The sequence below is a fragment of the Nocardiopsis sp. CA-288880 genome, from assembly GCF_050955985.1.
In the GTDB taxonomy this organism is placed as follows: domain Bacteria; phylum Actinomycetota; class Actinomycetes; order Streptosporangiales; family Streptosporangiaceae; genus Nocardiopsis; species Nocardiopsis tropica.
The window spans coordinates 781,715-801,050 of record NZ_CP192105.1; the positions used below are offsets into that span (position 1 = coordinate 781,715).

At 72.2% G+C, this 19,336-nt stretch carries 17 protein-coding genes and 1 tRNA gene; 11 read left to right on the plus strand and 7 right to left on the minus strand.

Features of this window, described 5'->3' with window-relative positions; translation table 11 throughout:
* Positions 1-157: 157 nt before the first annotated feature.
* The 7 genes from moaC to ACQPYD_RS03565 all read left to right on the plus strand — a co-directional run bounded on the left by moaC (position 158) and on the right by ACQPYD_RS03565 (position 6,076).
* Positions 158-676, plus strand: a complete 519-nt coding sequence (moaC, locus tag ACQPYD_RS03535; RefSeq protein WP_267948029.1) for a cyclic pyranopterin monophosphate synthase MoaC — start codon at positions 158-160, stop codon at positions 674-676.
* Positions 669-1,187, plus strand: a complete 519-nt coding sequence (locus tag ACQPYD_RS03540) for a MogA/MoaB family molybdenum cofactor biosynthesis protein (RefSeq protein WP_433699753.1) — start codon at positions 669-671, stop codon at positions 1,185-1,187. Before moaC ends, ACQPYD_RS03540 begins: the two co-directional genes overlap by 8 nt.
* Before the next feature lie 250 nt (positions 1,188-1,437).
* Positions 1,438-2,145, plus strand: a complete 708-nt coding sequence (locus ACQPYD_RS03545) for a GNAT family N-acetyltransferase (protein ID WP_433699754.1) — start codon at positions 1,438-1,440, stop codon at positions 2,143-2,145.
* Between the two features lie 404 nt (positions 2,146-2,549).
* Positions 2,550-3,203, plus strand: coding sequence for a divisome protein SepX/GlpR (sepX, locus tag ACQPYD_RS03550; RefSeq protein WP_433699755.1), 654 nt, complete (start codon positions 2,550-2,552; stop codon positions 3,201-3,203).
* 68 nt (positions 3,204-3,271) lie between these two features.
* Positions 3,272-3,348, plus strand: a tRNA-Ala gene (locus ACQPYD_RS03555).
* Positions 3,349-3,725: 377 nt separating this feature from the next.
* Positions 3,726-4,352, plus strand: a complete 627-nt coding sequence (locus tag ACQPYD_RS03560) for a TetR/AcrR family transcriptional regulator (protein ID WP_433699756.1) — start codon at positions 3,726-3,728, stop codon at positions 4,350-4,352.
* A 1,181-nt stretch (positions 4,353-5,533) separates the two neighbouring features.
* A complete protein-coding gene (locus ACQPYD_RS03565) occupies positions 5,534-6,076 on the plus strand; it encodes a hypothetical protein (RefSeq protein WP_433699757.1) in 543 nt (180 codons plus the stop codon).
* A gap of 35 nt (positions 6,077-6,111) precedes the next feature.
* Here ACQPYD_RS03565 and ACQPYD_RS03570 read toward each other — a convergent pair whose 3' ends face one another.
* From ACQPYD_RS03570 to ACQPYD_RS03580, 3 genes are all read right to left on the minus strand, one after another.
* Positions 6,112-6,420, minus strand: a complete 309-nt coding sequence (locus ACQPYD_RS03570; protein WP_267948035.1) for a sec-independent translocase — start codon at positions 6,418-6,420, stop codon at positions 6,112-6,114.
* Between the two features lie 157 nt (positions 6,421-6,577).
* Entirely contained in the window at positions 6,578-6,781 is a 204-nt protein-coding gene (locus tag ACQPYD_RS03575; RefSeq protein WP_267948036.1) for a cold-shock protein, read from the minus strand.
* A gap of 306 nt (positions 6,782-7,087) precedes the next feature.
* Positions 7,088-8,734 (minus strand): dolichyl-phosphate-mannose--protein mannosyltransferase, encoded by a 1,647-nt coding sequence (locus tag ACQPYD_RS03580; protein ID WP_433699758.1) that lies wholly within the window; start codon positions 8,732-8,734, stop codon positions 7,088-7,090.
* Positions 8,735-8,899: 165 nt separating this feature from the next.
* Here ACQPYD_RS03580 and rsmI point away from each other — a divergent pair, with 165 nt between their 5' ends.
* Positions 8,900-9,721: a 16S rRNA (cytidine(1402)-2'-O)-methyltransferase gene (rsmI, locus tag ACQPYD_RS03585; RefSeq protein ID WP_433699759.1), complete on the plus strand. Its 822-nt coding sequence runs from the start codon at positions 8,900-8,902 to the stop codon at positions 9,719-9,721.
* Positions 9,722-9,849: 128 nt separating this feature from the next.
* The gene (locus tag ACQPYD_RS03590) at positions 9,850-10,512 is read left to right on the plus strand and encodes an AIM24 family protein (protein ID WP_433699760.1); all 663 of its coding nucleotides are present in this window, start codon (positions 9,850-9,852) and stop codon (positions 10,510-10,512) included.
* 119 nt (positions 10,513-10,631) lie between these two features.
* Here the strand turns inward: ACQPYD_RS03590 and secD are convergent, their stop codons facing one another.
* Together secD and ACQPYD_RS03600 are read right to left on the minus strand one after the other, a co-directional pair.
* Positions 10,632-13,292: a protein translocase subunit SecD gene (gene secD / locus ACQPYD_RS03595; protein ID WP_433699761.1), complete on the minus strand. Its 2,661-nt coding sequence runs from the start codon at positions 13,290-13,292 to the stop codon at positions 10,632-10,634.
* An 82-nt stretch (positions 13,293-13,374) separates the two neighbouring features.
* Complete coding sequence (locus tag ACQPYD_RS03600) at positions 13,375-13,833, minus strand: hypothetical protein (protein WP_433699762.1); 459 nt, start codon at positions 13,831-13,833, stop codon at positions 13,375-13,377.
* 225 nt (positions 13,834-14,058) lie between these two features.
* Between ACQPYD_RS03600 and metG the strand changes: the two genes are divergently transcribed.
* Both metG and ACQPYD_RS03610 read left to right on the plus strand, forming a co-directional pair.
* Positions 14,059-15,876 (plus strand): methionine--tRNA ligase, encoded by a 1,818-nt coding sequence (gene metG, locus ACQPYD_RS03605; protein ID WP_433699763.1) that lies wholly within the window; start codon positions 14,059-14,061, stop codon positions 15,874-15,876.
* 83 nt (positions 15,877-15,959) lie between these two features.
* Positions 15,960-16,883 (plus strand): TatD family hydrolase, encoded by a 924-nt coding sequence (locus ACQPYD_RS03610; protein WP_433699764.1) that lies wholly within the window; start codon positions 15,960-15,962, stop codon positions 16,881-16,883.
* A 139-nt stretch (positions 16,884-17,022) separates the two neighbouring features.
* On the opposite strand, the gene rsgA is transcribed toward ACQPYD_RS03610, so the two are convergent.
* Entirely contained in the window at positions 17,023-18,132 is a 1,110-nt protein-coding gene (rsgA, locus tag ACQPYD_RS03615) for a ribosome small subunit-dependent GTPase A (RefSeq protein ID WP_433699765.1), read from the minus strand.
* 210 nt (positions 18,133-18,342) lie between these two features.
* Complete coding sequence (locus ACQPYD_RS03620) at positions 18,343-19,224, minus strand: MHYT domain-containing protein (protein WP_433699766.1); 882 nt, start codon at positions 19,222-19,224, stop codon at positions 18,343-18,345.
* Positions 19,225-19,336: the final 112 nt, after the last annotated feature.

Sequence of the window (19,336 nt, forward strand, 5' to 3'; positions counted from 1 at the left end):
CGTCCGGCCTCCCCCGGGTGCGGCGGTCCGGGAGTTCGCGGATCGGTGGGCGGACCGTCGCCGGGGTGCCGTACGGTCGTGGATGGCGCGCCGCGGCGCGCCCGGACACCGCCGTCCCGGCCGTGTTCCGCGTACGAGCGCAGAAGCTGGCGGACCGATGAGCGACACCCCACGGACGGAGGGGGCAGACCACCCCTCCGGCTTCACCCACCTGGACGCCTCCGGCGCGGCGCGCATGGTCGACGTCTCGGAGAAGCGGGTGAGCACGCGCACGGCCACGGCCACCGGCCGCGTCCTGCTCGGCGCGGAGGCGGTCGCCGCCCTGCGCGGGGGGACGGTGCCCAAGGGCGACGCGCTGGCCGTCGCGCGGATCGCGGGCATCCAGGGGGCCAAGCGCACCCCCGACCTGGTGCCGCTGTGCCACCCCATCGCCGTGCACGGCGTGGAGGTGGACCTCGCCGTCGTGGACGAGGGGGTCGACATCAGCGCCACGGTGCGCACGGCCGACCGCACCGGCGTGGAGATGGAGGCGCTCACTTGCGTCATGACCGCGGCCCTCGGCCTGGTCGACATGGTCAAGGCCATCGACCCCGGGGCCGAGGTCACCCGGGTGCGGGTCGAGGAGAAGACCGGCGGGCGCAAGGGCCACTGGAGGCGCGGTGGCGGCGGTGAGTGAGCCGGGGGGCCGCGCGCGCCGCGTCGCGGTGGTGACGGCGTCCAACCGGGCGGCGGCCGGGGTCTACCCGGACCGGTCGGGGCCCGTGGTCGCCGACCGGCTGCGCGCCGCGGGCTTCGCGGTCGTCGGTCCGTGGGTGGTTCCGGACGGGGCGCCGGTGGCGGAGGCGATCTCCCGGGCCCTGGACGAGGGGGCCGACGCGGTCGTCACGACCGGCGGCACGGGGCTCACGCCGCAGGACCTCACGCCCCAGGCGACCCGGCCCCTGCTGTCGTACGAGATCCCGGGGATCGCCGAGGCGCTGCGCGCGGCGGGCCGTGACAAGGGCGTGCCCACCGCGATCCTGTCGCGGGGGCTGGCCGGGGTGGCGGAGAGGGGAGGGCACCGGATGCTCGTGGTCAACCTGCCCGGTTCCCGGGGAGGCGCGGAGGACGGGATGGACGTGCTGGAGCCGGTGCTCGGCCACGCCTTGGACCAGCTGAGTGGCGGAGATCACGGCCGCCCCGAATGACGCCGAACAATGACCGGAATCACATGCCGGGCATTCCGTCCCTCGATCATTCTTTGACCTTGGATCTCTTTTCGGTGCGTGAGTATTGGAGTTAGGAATCAGCCGATTCCCGCGTTGTGAGAGTGACGCCCGCCACGTCACCCGTGCGGAGTGGAATACTGGAACCCGTCACCGACGCGGGGGGTCCGGCGCCTCCGTCCCCGGTGGCGCGCCCCCGGGCGGTGGCGCCGGGGGGATCGAAGGGACGGTCGTGAATCGCAGACAAGGGTGGCCCGTCACTCTGGAGGAGGGGCCGGTCGCGCTCAGACCCCTGCGGCTCCGCGACGCCGTCGCACTGCGTGACACCCGCTCGCGCAACGAGGAGTGGCTGCGTCCGTGGGAGCCCACGTATCCCGAGATGCCGCTGCGCACCACGGGGCTCGCGCCCTACGTCGCGATGCTCCAGTCCATCCGGAGAGAGGCCAGACAGGGCCTGTCCATGCCCTGGTCGGTGACCTACGACGGCCGGTTCGTCGGCCAGCTCACGGTGGGCGCCATCGTGTGGGGCTCGGCCCGTTCGGCCCAGGTCGGCTACTGGATCGACAGCGCCTACGCGGGCCGGGGCGTCACCCCGACGGCGGTCGCGCTCGCGGTCGACCACGCGTTCTTCGGGGTCGGCCTCCACCGGATCGAGGCCAACATCCGCCCGGAGAACCGGGCGAGCAGGCGGGTGGTCGCCAAGCTGGGGTTCCGGGACGAGGGGGTGCGCAGGCGCCAGCTGCACATCGACGGGGCATGGCGCGACCACATCTGCTACGCGATCACGTCGGAGGAGGTCCCCGGGGGAATGCTGCGCCGCTGGCGCGACGGGTCGTCCTCGGGGTCCGGTTCCGGCCCCGGTTCCGCTTTGGGGCCACAGGGCCCGAACGGCGGCGGAGATCCGCGGGACCCGGCGAGTCCGCAGTCCGGGGCGAACTGAACGTGGCACGATCACGGTTGCGCCCGGCGCCTAAACCTCGCTTTAGCGACATTGACTCATTACTTTGCGTTGAATTGGGACTGCGCTCCGCAGTCAACTACTGACCTGCGTTTTTACCCCCGCGCGTCGGGCGGCCGAAACTGGGGGTCCACAATCTTGCGACACTCCGGTCGGAATGTGGCGCATTTATGGACACGGGGTCGTACCGTGCGGAACATAGACGCATTGACGATGCGGCCAACGCGTGGATATGGCTCCCGGGAATCACCCCGGACCCGAGGCGGGTCCGGAACGATGTCCCAGCGGGAGACGTCTCTACACCCGGGAGGACCGGGGGTACCACGCGACGCAGTGTCGACGACGTGTCGATCAACGTCCAGTGGCCGTCATCGTGAGGAGGGGTGATGAGCAGCTCTCCTCTGTACCTGGCCATCGTGGTGGTGTGGCTCATAGTCCTTGTGCCGATGTTGTTGCGCAAGGACTCCGCCGAGGTCGTCTACGACGAGCAGCGCGGGGACGACGAGGGTCCCGGCGAGCCCGGCGCCGAGGGGGCCGGTGAGGGCCTCGACGGCCGTGCCGACGACGGGGACCCCGACCTCACCGAGACCCAGGTCATCCACCGGGACGACCTGGAGTCCGACCCCGGGGTGCGCGGCGCCCAGGAGATCGACCGGGCCCGGGAGCAGTACCGGGCCGGCCGCGAGCCCCGTGCGCGGGTGATCGCCCGCCGCCGGCGCCGCACCAGCGTGCTCACGCTGGTGACCGTCGCCACGGTCGCCGCCGTCTCCCTGGGGCTGGGGCCGTGGTGGGTGCTCGCCCCGCCGGTGCTCCTGCTCTCCGGGCACCTGGTGCTCCTCCGGGAGGCGGCCAAGGCCGACGCCGAGCAGCGGGAGGCGGCCGCTCGGGCCCGCCGCAGGGCCGTGCTCCGCGCCCGCAGGGCCGAGGAGGAGCAGCGCGTCGACGCCGAGCGCGAGGCCAAGGTCATCGCCCTCCAGGAGCGGCGCAGCCAGGTGTACGACCAGTACGCGGACGCGCGTCTGCGAGCCGCCGGGGACTGACCCCGGCCCGGGGTGGAACGGTCGGTTCGGACCACCCCGGGATTCCTGCTATCGTTTAACTCGTCTTCGGGGCTATGGCGCAGTCCGGTAGCGCACCTCGTTCGCATCGAGGGGGTCTGGGGTTCAAATCCCCATAGCTCCACCAGAAGACCAGGCGGGTCACGTCCTTCGGGACGGGCCCGCCTGGATTTTTTTCACGGCCCGCCCGAGGGCGCGTCGAGGGGCCGCCGCGGCGGCCCCTCCGGTGTGTCCGGGGCGCCCGCGGCCGGAGAGGCGGAAGGGGCCCGCGCCCGGTCGGACGCGGACCCCTCACCGTGCGGCCCCGGGCCGAGGGTCACTGCTGTTCCCTGCGGCGGGCGGTCGTTTCCGGACCGGAGCCCCGAGTGTCACCGGCGAAGTGTCCATCCCCTGGGACGGGGCGGGCCGGTGCCCCACAGACTACCCCCGGGCTCCCGGGGGGTTCCGCGCCAGGGGCCGCCCGTCATCTTCACGCCGGAAACTTACCGGCGTACAGTTTGAGTCATGGCAGACGGATACCACCACGGAAACCTGCGGGCCGCCGTCCTGGAACGGGCCGCGGAGGTCATCGAGAGGGAGGGGCCCTACTCCTTCAGCCTGCGCTCGCTCGCGGCCGACCTCGGGGTGAGCCACACGGCCCCGCGGCACCACTTCGGGAGCCGCGAGGGCGTGCTCAACGCCCTGGCCGTCGAGGGGTTCCGGGACCTCGCCGCGCGGCTGAGGGCCGACCGGGAGGCCGGTGGGGGGCTCATGGAGGCGGGGGTCGAGTACGTGCGGTTCGCCACGGACCGCCCGGCCCACTTCCAGGTGATGTTCGCGCCCACCCTGCTGGGCGAGGACGACGAGGAGCTGGAGGCCGCGCGCGAGGCGGCGTTCGCCGAGCTCCAGGTCGGTGTGAGGTCACTGGCCGATGAGGGGCGCCCCGTCGGGGACGGCGCCGCGGCCGTGGTCGCCGGCTGGGCGATCGTGCACGGCATCGCGACCCTCGCCCTCACCGGCAACCTCGACCGTTCCGGCGTCCGGCGGCTGTTCGAGGACGCCGACCTGCTCACCATCACGCGTCGGAGCGCGGGGCTCCTGTTCGGCCCGGTTCCCGGCCCCTCCGAGGGGCCGGGAACCGGGTCCGACTGATCCCGGCGGAGGCGGTCCCGCGGCCGCCCCCGGCCCCTGCCGCGGCGACCGCGCAGGGACCGGTCCCTGCGTCGGCGGAACGGCGCCCCGGCGGCCGCAGGCGGGCTCCGCGACCGCTGACGGGACGGACGGACCGGGGTGGCCCCTGCGGGGGGCCGGAGGGGCCCTGAGGGGCATCGGGGGGCGCTGGGGCCCCTGCGCGAGGGGTGCCGGACCGCGGGCTCCGGAGGCGGCTCCTCCGGGGCGCCCGGCGGGACCGCGCGGGCCGCGGGCACCGGGCCCGCGTGCGGGACGCCCGCGGGCCTGCCGACGCCTCCGCTCCCGCCCCCGGGGCGCCCCCGAGGGAGGTCGCCCTCGGACGGACCAGAAGGGGCTGATGGTTATGAGCCTTAGCGGATGACCGAAACTCGGCGCCGAGATCCGATCGTCGGACGGCCGTCGCTCGGCGTGCCAGCGAGTCCATGACGCACCGTCACCGTCAGGGGTGACGACTTCGCGCCGAAAAGATGTGGAAACCTCCGTTTTCTGGCACTCTGTCCGTGAGATCCTGGATGGTGTCCGCCCGTCACCCTGCGGATTTCGGGGGGAGTCGGTCGAAGAATAGCTCCGGTCTTCACTCGGAGTTCACGTTCGCCACTGTCGCTCTCCGTTATCCGTGTGGAATGTATTTTGCGGCTGGGTGGGCTTGTTTTGGCAGGTCGTGGGGCAGGGTGAGTGTCATGCACATGAATAGCAGCCCCTCTGAACTGCGAAGACGCGTCGAGGTCGTTTATGTGGAAGGTGAGCACGGTGATTTTTCCGGTCCCCGTGTCGTAAAACGATGAATGTTTCACTCCGGGTCTTGCGTGAACAGAGCACCCCACGACATCGTGGTCGTGGGATGGGCTGGAAGCCAAACGAAAGGTAGATGCCATGACCACGCACGCGATGACCGTCCGTAACAACGGGTGGTCCTGGCTGTAACCAGTCCGCCGAACGGGTTTCACTGAACCCCGAAGCCCGGGCCTGTCCGATCCATGATCGGGTGGGCCCTTCGTCCTTCCGGCGCCCGGTCGCCCCGCTCCGTCGGCCGACGGTCCGCGGCGCGCTGATTTGACGGCGGACCGCACCGGGTAGGGACACGGACACGACCCCCCCGGTCCGGCCAGGGCCGGGTCCCGCCGACCGCGAAGGGGCGGACCGTGCCCGATTCCCCCCAGCCCCCCGGCGGCTACGAGTACCCGGAGGAGCCGGCTGCGGCCGGCGGGTACGAGCCGCCCGCCCCCCGGCCCGAACCCCCGCAGCCGCCTCCGGAGACCACGGTCCGACCGGCCGGGGACGAGGAGGACGGGCCGTTGGCCGCGGCGGAGCGCTTCCGGCGCACCACGCCGGCCCGCCTCAGGACGATCCCGGCGCACAGGAGCGGGGGCCACTGGCGGCTGCTCGCCGGGACGCTCACCTACGTGATGGTGGTCGGGGGGATGGCCGACTACGTCGAGCCGGAGACCCGCGCCTTCGCCCACCTGGTGTTCTGGCTGCTCATCGCGGTCGCGTTCGCGGTCACCGTCGTGCGTGAGCGCCGCCACGGGTGGGAACCCGCGCAGCGCTGGCCGTGGGCGGCGGGCGCCGTCGGGGGCGCGCTCGCGGTGGAGGTGCTCATCCTGGCGTTCGGCTCACCGGCGATCATCACCGGCTCGGTGATCCTGCTCGGCCTGGGCCTGTTCGTGCTCATGCTCGTGGGGTGAGGGCGCGGGGAGGGCCGACTGTGGAGCGGACGGGGTCAGGTGGCCTCGTCGTCGAAGGGCGGGCGCTTGCCGTTGAGGCGCGCCGCGGGCTTCCTCTCCTGCTCCTCTTCCTCCCAGAAGTGCTTCTGCACGAAGCGCTTGGGGTTGAGGTCCTGGACGTCGAAGTCCTTGAACTCCGGGCCCAGCCCCTCCTTGATGTCGTTGGACGCCGAGTTGGCCATGGTCCGCAGTTGTCTCAGGACCCGCCCGACCTGCTGGGCGGCCTTCGGCAGCTGGTCGGGCCCGAAGATCAGCAGCGCGAGAAGGAGGAGGATGACGAACTCCACCCCGCTGATGTTGAACATGCGCGACCCTCGTCCCTCGGTGTACCTACCGGCCCCAAGCAGGTTAACCGGTCTCGGCCGGGTGCGGTAACCCTGCCCTGGTCACACCTGGGAGACGGAACGCGGACCAGCCCCCCACTCGGGGAGCGGAGGGCTGGGGAAACGCACGTGCGGCGGTCTAGATCGCTCGAACGTCCGCCGCCTGCGGGCCCTTCGGGCCCTGGATGATGTCGAACTCGACCTTCTGGTCCTCTTCCAGGTTCCGGAAGCCGGTGCCCGTGATCGCCGAATAGTGCACGAACACGTCGGGCTGACCACCCTCGACGGCGATGAACCCGAAACCCTTCTCAGAGTTGAACCACTTCACGGTGCCCTGAGCCATGTGCTCTCCCTTGGGGACTACGGCGGGGCCGCACCCTGCTGGCCCCGGGTCGCCGGGCGCCGAACCGACGAGTAATCCCCGTATCGACGAGCGCCCACGTGAAGTTCCGCGAGGCGCCTCGGGCATCCATGGAAACTACAACAGCAACCAGTTGCAGACAGTACCAGGGAGGGTGGTGCCGTGCCGAGCCTTTCGCGGCAGGAATCCGCCCTTCCCGGGTGTCCTGTTTCGGCTACTGGAAACTGTTGCTTTCCGCCCTCCCTGCCACTAATGGAGATCGCCGAATGCGTGTTCTCGACCGGTGGTTCAGGAAGCGTCGTTGCCGTAGATCCACACGTCGAACCAGAGGCGTTCCCGCCAGACCGACTCCTCGATCGGATAGGCGGCCAACACCGGATAGAAGTACGCGAAGTAGGCGACGATCAACAACAGGACGACGCCGTAGACGATGCCTCCGCCCGCCCTCAGATAGGGGGCGAAACGCGGGCTGTCGTCCCCCGCCCCCATCACCAGGCCGAGCGCCAGCACGATCGCCAGGACGAGGAAGGGCAGGAGCGGGAGCGCGTAGAAGAGGAACATGGGGCGGTCCGGGTAGGCGAACCACGGCAGCCACCCCGCGGCGACGGCCAGCAGCACCGCGCCCGCGCGCCAGTCGCGGAAGGTCACCCACCAGGCGAACATGACGACCAGGGCGAGCAGGCTGACCCACCAGATGACCGGCGTGCCGATCGACACGACCGAGGTCACGCAGTCGCCGGTCCCGCAGCCGACGGCCTCGCCGTTGTAGTGGAACATCACCGGTGTGCGCATGACGAGCCACTCCCACGGAGCGGAGATGTAGGAGTGGTCGCTGGTGAGCTCGGTGTGGAACCCCATCATCCGCCGGTGGTAGTCCCACAGGCTCCACAGCGCCTCCACCGGGGCGTGCAGGAACCCGGGGACCGCGTCCGGCAGCATCCCGTCCGCGTAGTCGCGGTTGTAGCCGCCCCGCGTGAACAGCCAGCCCGACCACGAGACCAGGTAGACGACCCCCGCCACCACCACGGTCTGGAGGAACGCCGGCACGGCGTCGGTCCCGAGCCAGCGCCAGAACGGGCGCACCTGGCCGGCGCTGGTCCGCGCCCCGTAGTCCCACGCCACCGTGAGCAGCCCGAACGCCGCCACGAAGAACAGCGCCGACCACTTGGTGCCGATCGCCAGCCCGAAGCACAGCCCCGCCGCGAGCCGCCACCAGCGCATCCCCAGCCAGCCCACCGCCGCCAGGTCCGCCCCCGCCTCCGACAGCCGGACGAGCCGCTCCCGCGTCCTGTCCCGGTCGACGACCAGGCAGGTGAACCCGGCGAGGATCCACAGGGTGAGGAAGATGTCCACCATGGCGATGCGGCTCAGCGTGAAGTGCAGGCCGTCCAGCGCCATGATCAGGCCCGCCGTGCAGCCCAGCAGCAGCGACCGGGTCATGCGGGTGGCCAGGCGCACCAGGATGAGGACCGAGACCGTGCCGGCCAGGGCCGCGGCGAACCGCCACCCCTCCGGGGTCATCGTGGCGCCGAACGGGAACAGCGACCAGACCCAGTCGCCCAGGGCGATCATCCACTTGCCGACCGGGGGGTGGACGATGAAGTCGCCGCCTCCCGCGAAGATGTCCTGGCTGCCGCTGTTGAGGAGGTCGTCGGCCTCGATCGGCTCCTCGCGGGTCTCGTGCTCGTAGCCGTACCGCCAGAGCCCGTAGGCGTCCTTGGCGTAGTAGGTCTCGTCGAAGTAGATCCGCTCGGGCTGTCCCAGGTTGAAGAGCCTGAGCGCCCCGGCGAACAGCGCGACGAGGGAGGCCCCCAGCCAGGCCAGCCACCAGGGGGAGGGATCGGCGGGCAGGAACCGTGCGCGCAGCGGGACCCTGCGGGGCGGAGAGGGCGGCGTCGAGGGCTCTGCCTCGGAGGAAAGTGCGGTGGAGGTCATCTCGGCTCGTAGGTTGGGGTCGGAGATGGTTGTCCATTGCGGACGTACCACGAAACCAGGTTTCGGGTGGCGTGATAGAGCCAACCGTAGCGTGACAGGACGGGGATCACAGTGGTTGAGGGCGGAGCTGCGACGCGGGGGGTCGGGACCCTGACTCTCGCCGGGTTGCCCATCGGGAACGTGGAGGACGCGCCGCCCCGGCTGCTCCGGGCCCTGGGGGAGGCACGTGTCATCGCGGCCGAGGACACCCGCAGGCTACGCCAGTTCGCCTCGCGTGCGGACGTGCGCCTGGGCGGGGCCGAGGGGGCCCGCGTGGTGTCGTACTACGACGCCAACGAGGCGAGGCGCACCGAGGAGCTGATGACCGACCTGAGGGAGGGCCGCGACGTCATCGTCGTGACCGACGCGGGGATGCCGGGGGTCTCCGATCCCGGCTACCGGCTCGCCGCCGCCTGCGCCGAGGAGGACATCCCCGTCACGGCCATCCCCGGGCCCTCCGCCGTCACCACCGCGCTCGTCGTGTCCGGGCTGCCGACCGACCGCTTCTGCTTCGAGGGCTTCCCGCCCCGCAAGGGGCTCCGCGGGTACCTGGCCGACCTGGCGGCGGAGCGCCGCACCATGGTGTTCTTCGAGAGCCCGCACCGCGTCGCCGCGACCCTGGGGGCGATGGCGGACGCGTTCGGCGCCGACCGCAGGGCCGCCGTCTGCCGGGAGCTGACCAAGACCTACGAGGAGGTGCGCCGGGGCGGGCTCGGGGAGCTGGCGGCCTGGGCGGCCGACGGGGTGCGGGGCGAGGTCTCCGTCGTCGTGGAGGGGGCCCGCGGGCGCGCGGGGGAGGCGACGGACGAGGAGCTGGCCGGCGCCGTCGCCGCGCTGGAGGAGGAGGGCGTGCGCCGCAAGGAGGCGATCACCCGCGTGGCCAAGGAGACGGGCGTGCCCAAGCGCCGGGTCTACGACCTCGTGCACGGGATCGTCGCGGCCGACTGACCCCGCGCCCCGGGGAACACGGGGGGACGGGCGGACGGCGCTCGGGAGAACAGGGGCGGCACGCGGAACCTTTCCGCGTCCGGAGCGTCTCACCAGGAGCACACGCGACCGTCGATCGAGGACCGTTCATGAGAAGTCAGCTCTTCCAGCAGGCCCAGGAGAACAACCAGCCTGGCATGCACCTCCAGAACCACAAGATGCTCCGTGTGGGCCTCAACGGCGAGTTCTACGCCCGCCAGGGCGCCATGGTCGCCTACCAGGGGCAGGTCGACTTCTCCTACGAGGGGGCGGGGAGCGTCGGCAAGTTCTTCAAGAAGGCCTTCACCGGCGAGGGCCTGCCCCTGATGAAGGTCTCCGGCCGCGGGGACGTGTTCCTCGCCCGCGACGCCTGGGACGTCCACCTGATCGACCTGGAGGACGAGCAGCTCACCGTGAACGGTCAGAACGTGCTGGCCTTCGAGGGGGGCCTGAGCTGGGACATCCGCCGGGTCGAGGGGGCCGGGATGACGGCCGGCGGCCTGTTCAACACGGTCTTCGGCGGGCGCGGCCGCGTGGCCGTCGCCTGCCACGGCGCTCCCGTGCTGATCAACGTCGACCAGCCCACCTTCGTCGACACCGACTCCGCCGTGGCCTGGTCCAGCTCGCTGCACACCGGCGTGCGCCGCACGATGAAGGCCGGGGCGCTGATCGGCCGCGGTAGCGGCGAGGCGGTCCAGCTGTCCTTCGAGGGGCAGGGCTTCGTCCTCGTGCAGGCCTCCGAGGGGCCGCCGGCGCCCGTCGCCGCCGGCTGACCCGCCGCCCGCCCGGGAGGGGACGGCGAGGGCCCCGGGGACGTGTCACCACACGTCCCCGGGGCCCTCTTGTCGTTCCGCCGGGACCTCCGCGAGGAGGACCCGGCGCCGGTCGCGCCCTAGACCACGGCGCCGTCGTCGGCCTCGCGGGCGGCCTTGGCCGCCACCTTCTGCTTGGCCTTGCGGTCCTTGATCACGTGGGGCGGGGCCGTGCGGTCCCACTTCTGCAGCCAGATGGCGAGCGGCACGGCGACGAACACCGTGGACACCACGCCCGTGGTCAGACCGACCAGCATCGCGATCGAGAAGTCCTGGAGCGAGGACCCGCCGAGGAAGACGAGGAAGCCCAGGATGATCCACGCGCCGACGGTGGTGTTGACCGTACGCGGCAGGGTGTTGAGGACCGCCCGGTTGGCGATCTCCTTGAACGAGGACTTCTCGTCCCTCGCCCACTCGTCGCGCACCCGGTCGAACACCACCACCGTGTCGTTGACGGTGAAGCCGATGACGCTCAGGATCGACGCCAGGAAGACGCCGTCGATCGGCTTGCCGAGCCAGATGAACAGGCCGACCACCAGCAGCATGTTGAACGCCAGGGACAGCATCGTGGAGACGCCGAACGACCAGCGGAAGCGCCAGGCCAGGTAGATCATCTGGAGCGCCAGCGCGGCGCCCAGGGCGATCAGGGCCCGGTTGCGCAGCTCGTCGCCCATGCTCGGGCCGATCAGCTCGTCGCTGACCCTCTCCACGCCGCCGGTCGCCTCCGACAGGGCCTCGGTGATGCTCTCCGCCTCCGGGTCGGAGATGTCGCCGGTGCGCACGGCGATGTCGCTGTCGCCGGACTCCTGCACGACGGCGGTGTCCGAGCCGGGGAAGTTCAGGCCCGAGATGATGCCGCGCGCCTCGTCCACCGAGATCGGGTCGCCGGTGACCTCGTACTCCATCACGCGGCCGCCGGTGAACTCGACACCGAGGTTGGTGTCGCGGACCAGCGGGGCGGCGACGGCCGCGACCACGATCAGCGCGGCGACGACGAGGGCCTTGCCCCGGTGCTTCATGAGGTCGGGGTTCTTCTCGACCAGCCAGGTGCGGATCGGGCCGATCTGGTTCAGTCCGGTGACGGCCGGGTGCTTGCGGATGACCGCCCTGCGGACCGCCCACTCGACGAACACGCGCGCGATGACCAGCGCCGAGAACATCGAGACGACGGTGCCGATGCTCAGGGTCACGCCGAAGCCCTGGACGGTGCCGGAGGCGAAGAAGAACAGCAGGGCCGCCGCGATGAGCGTCGTGACGTTGGTGTCCAGGACGGCGCTCCACGCCTTCCGGGAGCCCTCGACGAACGCCTTCTCCAGGCTCGGCGGGATCGCCCTGCGGCGGCGGCGGGCGAGCGCGCCCGTCTCCGCCTTGGCGGCCTCGTCCTCGGTGGCGTCCCGCATGCCCGCGGACTTGTTGGACTCGTACACCTTCTGCTGGCGCTGGTACTCCTCGCGCGCCCGCTCGAAGATGAGCACGTTGGCGTCGATGGCCATGCCGATGGCCAGCACGAAGCCGGCCAGGCCCGGCAGGGTGAGCGTCGCCCCCAGCGCGACCAGCGCTCCGTACGCGATGAGCGTGTAGAACGCCAGGGCGACCGAGGCGAGGAAGCCGACCAGGCGGTACACCAGCGTGATGTACAGCGCGGTGAACGCGATGCCCAGGAGGGCGGCGATCGCGCTGGCCTCGATGGCGGCGGCGCCCAGGGTCGGGCCGACCGTCTGGCGCTGGACCTCGGTGACCGGCAGCGGCAGGGAGCCGCCCTCGATCAGCACGGCCAGCTCGTCCGCGGTCTCACTGGTGAAAGTGGGGCTGGTGATGCTGGTGGAACCGCCCGGCATACCGACCTCGCAGCCGATCTCCGGGTTCACCTCCGGGGCGGAGATGATCTGGTCGTCCAGCACGATCGCCACACGGCGCCGCGGGTCGCCCTGCTCGTAGCAGGCCGCGGCTCCGGTCAGCTCCGCCCACTGGTCGCGGCCCTCGCCGCGGAAGTTGACGTTGACCGTCCACTGGGTGCGGTTGACGCTGTCGAGCGCCGCGTCGGCGCTGGACACCCGGTCGCCGCGGATGGCGGTCTCACCGAGCTGGAGGTAGGTGCCGTCGGCGTCCGGGAGCGTCATGGCGACGTCCTCCGGGTTCTCCGCGCTGGGACCCGCCGGGGGCTGCTGGCCCCCGGTGGGGTCGCCGCCCATGCTGCCCATGAGCTCTTCCAGCTGCTCGGGGGTCATCTCCTCCCCGCCGCCGCCGGCGCCCTCGCCACCCTCGGCGCCCTCGGCGTCGGAGGGTGCGCGGGCCTCGTCGGCCGCGGTGTCCGGCGCGTTCGCGAAGTCGCCGGCAGGGGGGGCCTGCACGCCCTGGCCGCCCTGCTCGCCGACGCCCAGCACCGGGTGGAAGGACAGCTGCGCGGTGCGGCCCACGATCTGGGCCGCCTCCGCCGGGTCCTGCACGCCGGGGAGCTCGACGATGATCCGGTTCTCACCGGACCGGGACATGGTCGCCTCGGCCACGCCGAGGCGGTCGATGCGCTGGCGCAGCACCTCGACGACCTGGTCGGTGTTGTCGGAGTCGGCGGGGGTGCCGTCGGCTCCGTCCTGGGTCTCCAGCACGATCTGCGTGCCGCCGCTGAGGTCGAGCCCCAGGCGGGGTGGGATGAACCACGCCGCGCCGAACGCGACGAGGATGACGAGGAGGGAGATGAGCGCGCGTGTCCAGCGCGCTCCCGCTCCCGTTTGACTGGACAAGGGGTAGGTACCTCTCACTGCGAAGACGGGTAGCCGAACGCACGCCCGGAAGGAACCGGGCGGGGGGTGTGGCCGGGGACGGTCAGATGGCGGTGTTCGCTGCGAGAGGCGGGGCCCGCGTCGGCGGCAGCTCCCCGGAGGGGACCTGTTCGGGAACGGGGTCGGAGGCCGGGGGCGGCAGCGGCCACCAGGGCTGGTCCCAGACGGCCAGGCGCAGGGCGCGGCCGGGCACCGTGTCGGGCAGGTCGCGCAGGACGGAGCGCTGGTCGCAGGTGGTGGCGGGAGGGCCGACCGTGAGCACGGGGTTCTCGGCGAGGTTCGCGCGCTCGCGCGGGGTCACCGACTCCTGGGCGGCGGCGCGGCCCGGTGCGCCGTCGGGGGCGCTGGCCAGGCCGTGCGGCGGCAGGTGGGCGGAGACCGTCTCGCCGCCCGTGCCGGAGGCGACGGGGAACGACAGGATGACCAGCAGCACCATGCTCGTGAGGAGCGCGGTGGTGTGCCGGGCAGGGCGGGGTAGGGCACGGGTATCCGTGGTGACCACCGCCTCAGGTGAAGGACCGGGGAGAGGGCGTCTCCGTCACCGCGCGCCCCGGCGGCACGCGGATCGTCCAGCAGAGCATACGGGTACGGGTCGTCCCCGGGGAATCGTCCCCGGCGGGGAGAGGCGCGGGCCGTCGCGCGGATCGGCGGCGACACGGGGGCCGGAGGCGCGCGAGCGGGAGAAATGAGGTGCGGGGCAGGCCCCCGGCGGCTTTAGGCTTGGGGCATGTCGTCGAATCGCCACATCCTGACCGCGGTCGCCTGGCCCTACGCCAACGGACCGCGCCACATCGGCCACGTGTCCGGCTTCGGGGTCCCCTCCGACGTCTTCTCCCGCTTCCAGCGAATGTCGGGCAACCACGTGCTGATGGTCAGCGGCACGGACGAGCACGGCACCCCGGTCCAGGTGCAGGCCGACCAGGAGGGCGTCACCCCGCGCGAGCTGGCCGACCGCTACAACCGGATCATCTCCGAGGACCTCGTCGCCCTCGGCCTGTCCTACGACCTCTTCACCCGCACCACCACGGGCAACCACTACGCGGTCGCCCAGCAGCTGTTCACCACGCTGTACGACAACGGGTACGTGTTCACCCGCACCACCAAGGGCGCGGTGTCCCCGTCCACCGGCCGTACGCTGCCCGACCGCTACATCGAGGGCGTCTGCCCGATCTGCGGCTTCGACGGCGCGCGCGGCGACCAGTGCGACAACTGCGGCAACCAGCTCGACCCGATCGACCTCATCTCCCCCCGCTCGCGGATCAACGGCGAGACCCCCGAGTTCGTGGACAGCGAGCACTTCATGCTCGACCTGCCCGCGTTCGCGGAGGTGCTCACCGCCTGGCTCACGGGCAAGGAGGGCGAGTGGCGGCCCAACGTCCTCAAGTTCTCCCTGAACCTGGTGGACGACCTCCAGCCGCGCGCGGTCACCCGCGACCTCGACTGGGGCGTGCCGATCCCGCTGGACGGCTGGAGCGACAACGCCAACAAGCGCCTGTACGTGTGGTTCGACGCGGTGATCGGCTACCTGTCGGCGTCCATCGAGTGGGCGAAGCGGATCGGCGAGCCCGACGCGTGGAAGCGCTGGTGGCAGAGCGACGAGGCCCGGTCCTACTACTTCATGGGCAAGGACAACATCGTCTTCCACTCGGTGATCTGGCCGGCGATCCTGCTGGGGGTCTCGGGCCGGGGCGACCGGGGCGGCGAGCCCGGACCGCTCGGCGGGCTGGACGTCCCCACCGAGGTGGTCTCCAGCGAGTTCCTCACCATGGAGGGGCGCAAGTTCTCCTCCTCGCGCCGCGTCGTCATCTACGTGCGCGACTTCCTGGAGCGCTACTCGGCCGACGCGCTGCGCTACTACATCATGGCCGCCGGGCCCGAGACCCAGGACACCGACTTCACCTGGGCCGAGTTCGTGCGCCGCAACAACGACGAGCTGGTCGCGGCCTGGGGCAACCTGGTCAACCGCTCCATCTCCATGGCCGCCAAGAACCTCGGCGAGATCCCCGCGGCCGGTGAGCTCACCGACGAGGACCGGGCCGTGCTGGAGGCGTCGAGGGGCGCGTTCGCGCGGGTCGGCGAGCGCCTGGAGCGCTCCCAGTTCAAGGCGGGCCTCCAGGAGGCCATGCGGACCGTCGCCGAGGCCAACAAGTACATCTCCGACCAGGCCCCGTGGGCGCTCAAGAAGACCGACCCCGAGCGGATGGCCACCGTCCTGCACGTGGCCCTCCAGCTGGTCCACGACGCCAACACCCTGCTGACGCCGTACCTGCCGGAGTCGGCCAACAAGGTGCACGCGATGCTCGGCGGCACCGGGACCTGGACGGGCATGCCCCGGCTCGACACCGGGCACGACACCGTCGGCGGCTCGGAGGAGGCGGTGGACTACCTGGTCATCACCGGCGACTACGCCGGGGACGCCGCGCGCTGGGAGTCCACGCCGATCGTGCCGGGCACGCCGCTGGGCCGCCCCGAGCCGCTGTTCGCCAAGCTCGACCCGTCCGTCGTGGACGAGGAGCTGGCACGCCTGGAGAACCCCGCAGAGTAGTCCCGGACGACGGCCGGGAAGCAGGACGACCGCGCCGGCGGGCCACGCCCGTCGGCGCGCCTTCGCGAAGGAACGTGAACACCATGGGCAAGCGCAGCGGCAGAGCGGTCAGGGAGCGCAACGACCAGACCCCTCCGCCGGTACCGGAGCCCCTGCGCGTCCCGGTGGCCGACAGCCACACCCACATGGACATGCAGGTCCCGGCCGTGGAGGAGATCATCGCGGCCGCCGAGGGCGTCGGGGTGACCCCGCTCGTCCAGGTGGGCGTCGACCTGCCGTCGTCGCGGTGGGCGGCCGAGGTCGCCGCGGCGCACCCGGGGAAGGTGTGGGCCGCGGTGGCCCTGCACCCCAACGAGGCGCCGCGCATCGTGCACGGCGACGGCGCGCCCGGCGTGGAGCCCGACGACACCGACTGGGTCGAAACCGCCCGGGAGCCGGCGGGCCGGAAGGGGCTGGAGGAGGCGCTCGCCGGGATCGACGAGCTGGCCGCCCTGCCGCAGGTGGTGGCGGTCGGCGAGACCGGCATGGACACCTTCCGCACGGGGCCCGAGGGGGCGGTGGCGCAGGAGGAGTCGTTCCGCCGCCACATCGCCATCGCCAAGGCCCACGGCAAGGCCGTGATGATCCACGACCGCGACGCGCACGACGACGTGTTCCGGATCCTGGCCGACGAGGGCGCTCCGGAGCGCGTGGTCTTCCACTGCTTCTCCGGCGACGCCGGCATGGCCCGGGTGTGCGCCGAGCACGGGTACTTCATGAGCTTCGCCGGCAACGTCACCTTCGCCAGCGCCGAGTCGCTGCGCGAGGCCGCCGCGGCCGCGCCGCCGGAACTGGTGCTGGTCGAGACCGACGCCCCGTTCCTCACGCCCAAGCCCTACCGGGGACGCCCCAACGCCCCGTACCTGATCCCGCACACCCTGCGCCTGTTGGCCGGGGTCAAGGGGATGGACGAGGACGAGCTCGCCGGGATCGTCGCGGGCAACGCCCGCCGCGCCTTCGGGTTCTGAGGGGGACGCCGGGGGCCGGCGCGCGCCGCGTGCGGCCCCCGGAGGGCGGACCCCGCCGCCCGGCGACGGGCCCCTCCCCGCCCGGGGAGGGGCCCGTCGCGTCCGCCGGGGGGAGGGCCCGGCGCGCCCGCGGGGCGGGTCAGCGGCCGCGCTTGAGCCGGGCGTTCGCGCGGGCCTCCCGCTCGGCGGCCTTCCACCGCTGCTTGCGCTCGGCGCGCACGCGCTGGTCGCCCCGGGCGCTGTTCCACTCGGCCTCGCGGCGGAGCCGGTTCCAGCGGGCCAGCCGTTCGGCGTCCAGTTCGCCCTCGTCGACGGCGGCGGTGATCGCGCAACCGGGCTCGGACCCGTGGGAGCAGTCCCGGAAACGGCACCGCCCGGCGAGTTCGCCGACGTCGGCGAAGGTCCGGTCGACGCCTTCGGGGTCGCCCGGCACGTCGATGCGCCGCACGCCGGGGATGTCCAGGACCAGTGCTCCGCCGGGCAGCTCCAGGAGCTGGCGGTGGGTGGTGGTGTGGCGCCCCCGCTTGTCCTGGCGGATCTCCCCGGTGTCCATCAGGGACTGTCCGGCGAGGGAGTTGACCAGGCTGGACTTGCCCGCCCCGGAGGTCCCCAGCAGCACCCACGAGGTGCCGGGCAGGAACCGGGGGGCCAGCTCCGCCAGCCCGTCGCCGGTGTGGGCGCTGACGCCGTACACGTCGGCGCCGGCGGCCACCGCCCGGACGAGTTCGAGGACTTCGGGGAGCCGGTCCCCGGCCAGCTCCGACTTGGTGACGGCGACGACCGGGGTCGCGCCGCAGGCCCAGGCGAGGCTGAGGAAGCGCTCCAGGCGGCCCACGTTGGGCCCCTGGTCGGCGGCCTCGCAGACCAGGACCGCGTCGACGTTGGCGGCCAGCACCTGGTCGTGGGAGTCCTTGGCCACGCCCTGGCGGACGAGGCTGGTGGAGCGTTCGAGGACGGCCTCCACGAGCCAGGTGTCACCGGACCGGCGTACGGTGACCCAGTCGCCGGCGCACGGGGCCGCGGAGGGGTCCTCCCGCGCGGCCCTGGTCAGTGCGGGGGCGTAGTCGGCGTGGGCCTCGCCCGGCAGGCGGACCAGCGCGCCGCCCCGGCGGGAGGAGGACACGCGTGCCGGGTACAGGGCGTGCCCGCTCGCGTGGGAAAGGGTGTCGAAGGCGTGTTCGACACGCGGGTTCCAGCCCAGCCCGGTCAGCGGGTGGGCGGTGGACGTGTCGGTACGGGATGTGCTCACGGCGGTCTCTCTGGGAGGCGAGCCGTCCGGAGGGCGGTTCCCTCAGGGCTCGCGGACGAACGGGAAGGCGGGGAGGGTGGTACTCGCAGAGTCGGTCATCGCTCTTCCTTCCGTCGTCGGTCGCCGTTCGGTGCACGACGCCCGCGGGCCCGCCGAGTCTAGGACCGGCGGGCCCGCGGGCTCCAGTGGTTTTCCGTGGTGTGCGGCGGCTCAGCGCCGCCTGGTCCACACGTCGTCCTCCGGGGCCCGCGCCGGCGGGGCCGGGGGCGCGGGGGCCGCGCCGTGGCGCGGCCGGTACCCGGCGTCGGGCACGCGCTCGCTGTCGGGCGGGGCGGGGGTCGCGTGGACCGGGCGCCGTGCGTAGTCGGGGCGCTCCTCGTCCACCCCGAGGAGGAGGAAGAGGCTGCAGACCAGCAGGAAGACGAACAGGCCCGTCATCATGGGCAGCAGCAGGTCCGTGGTGCTCGCCCCGGGCGGGGGGCCGTAGCGGTTCAGGCGCGAGGGCTCGATGTGGACCCCCAGCATGCCGGTGTAGTGCATGGAGGTCACCGCGACGGCCATCACCGGCGAGGCCAGGAGGATGGCGGTCATGCCGCGCAGCCGGGACGCGCACCACAGGGCGCTGGTGGCCGCGACCAGGGCGATCACACTCGCCAGCGCGACGTAGACGGGGTCGTGGTGGAGTTCGCCGTGGACGCTCATCGACGCCATGCCGGTGTAGTGCATGGCGACGATGCCGGCCCCGGCCACGAGCCCGCCGAGCAGCAGGGTGGACGTCCTCCGCCGGGAGATCGTGATGGTGAGGGCGACGCCCATGACCAGGACGGCGATGACGCCGCTGACGACGGTGAGCAGGGCGTCGTAGCGGATCGAGGTGCCGACGGGGGAGAACCCCATCATGGCGACGAAGTGCATGGACCAGAGGGCCATGCCGCCGAGGGAGAGGGATGCCAGGGCCAGCCACTGCCACCGCGTGAAGGTCTTCGACCGGCGGGCACGGGCGGCGAAAGCCAGACCGAGGAACGAACCGATGGCCGAGACCGTGAAGGCGATGATGGGGGTGAGCCAGTCCTGGGTGGGGAGATCGACCACAACTCGCTACTTTCTATGACCTGAGTCACAAATCAACCCAGGTTATGGATAGTAGGGATGCTCAGGATGGGACACCAGGGGTTTGGGGAAACCCGGGTGGCCTGATGTGGCC

Excerpts from the sequence above, each read along its gene's own strand:
- ACQPYD_RS03580 (WP_433699758.1), bottom strand. The coding sequence starts at position 8,734 with ATGACCTCCACCGCACTTTCCTCCGAGGCAGAGCCCTCGACGCCGCCC.
- ACQPYD_RS03590 (WP_433699760.1), top strand. The coding sequence starts at position 9,850 with ATGAGAAGTCAGCTCTTCCAGCAGGCCCAGGAGAACAACCAGCCTGGC.
- metG (WP_433699763.1), top strand. The coding sequence starts at position 14,059 with ATGTCGTCGAATCGCCACATCCTGACCGCGGTCGCCTGGCCCTACGCC.
- sepX (WP_433699755.1), top strand. The coding sequence starts at position 2,550 with ATGAGCAGCTCTCCTCTGTACCTGGCCATCGTGGTGGTGTGGCTCATA.
- ACQPYD_RS03560 (WP_433699756.1), top strand. The coding sequence starts at position 3,726 with ATGGCAGACGGATACCACCACGGAAACCTGCGGGCCGCCGTCCTGGAA.
- moaC (WP_267948029.1), top strand. The coding sequence starts at position 158 with ATGAGCGACACCCCACGGACGGAGGGGGCAGACCACCCCTCCGGCTTC.
- ACQPYD_RS03610 (WP_433699764.1), top strand. The coding sequence starts at position 15,960 with ATGGGCAAGCGCAGCGGCAGAGCGGTCAGGGAGCGCAACGACCAGACC.
- ACQPYD_RS03575 (WP_267948036.1), bottom strand. The coding sequence starts at position 6,781 with ATGGCTCAGGGCACCGTGAAGTGGTTCAACTCTGAGAAGGGTTTCGGG.
- ACQPYD_RS03570 (WP_267948035.1), bottom strand. The coding sequence starts at position 6,420 with ATGTTCAACATCAGCGGGGTGGAGTTCGTCATCCTCCTCCTTCTCGCG.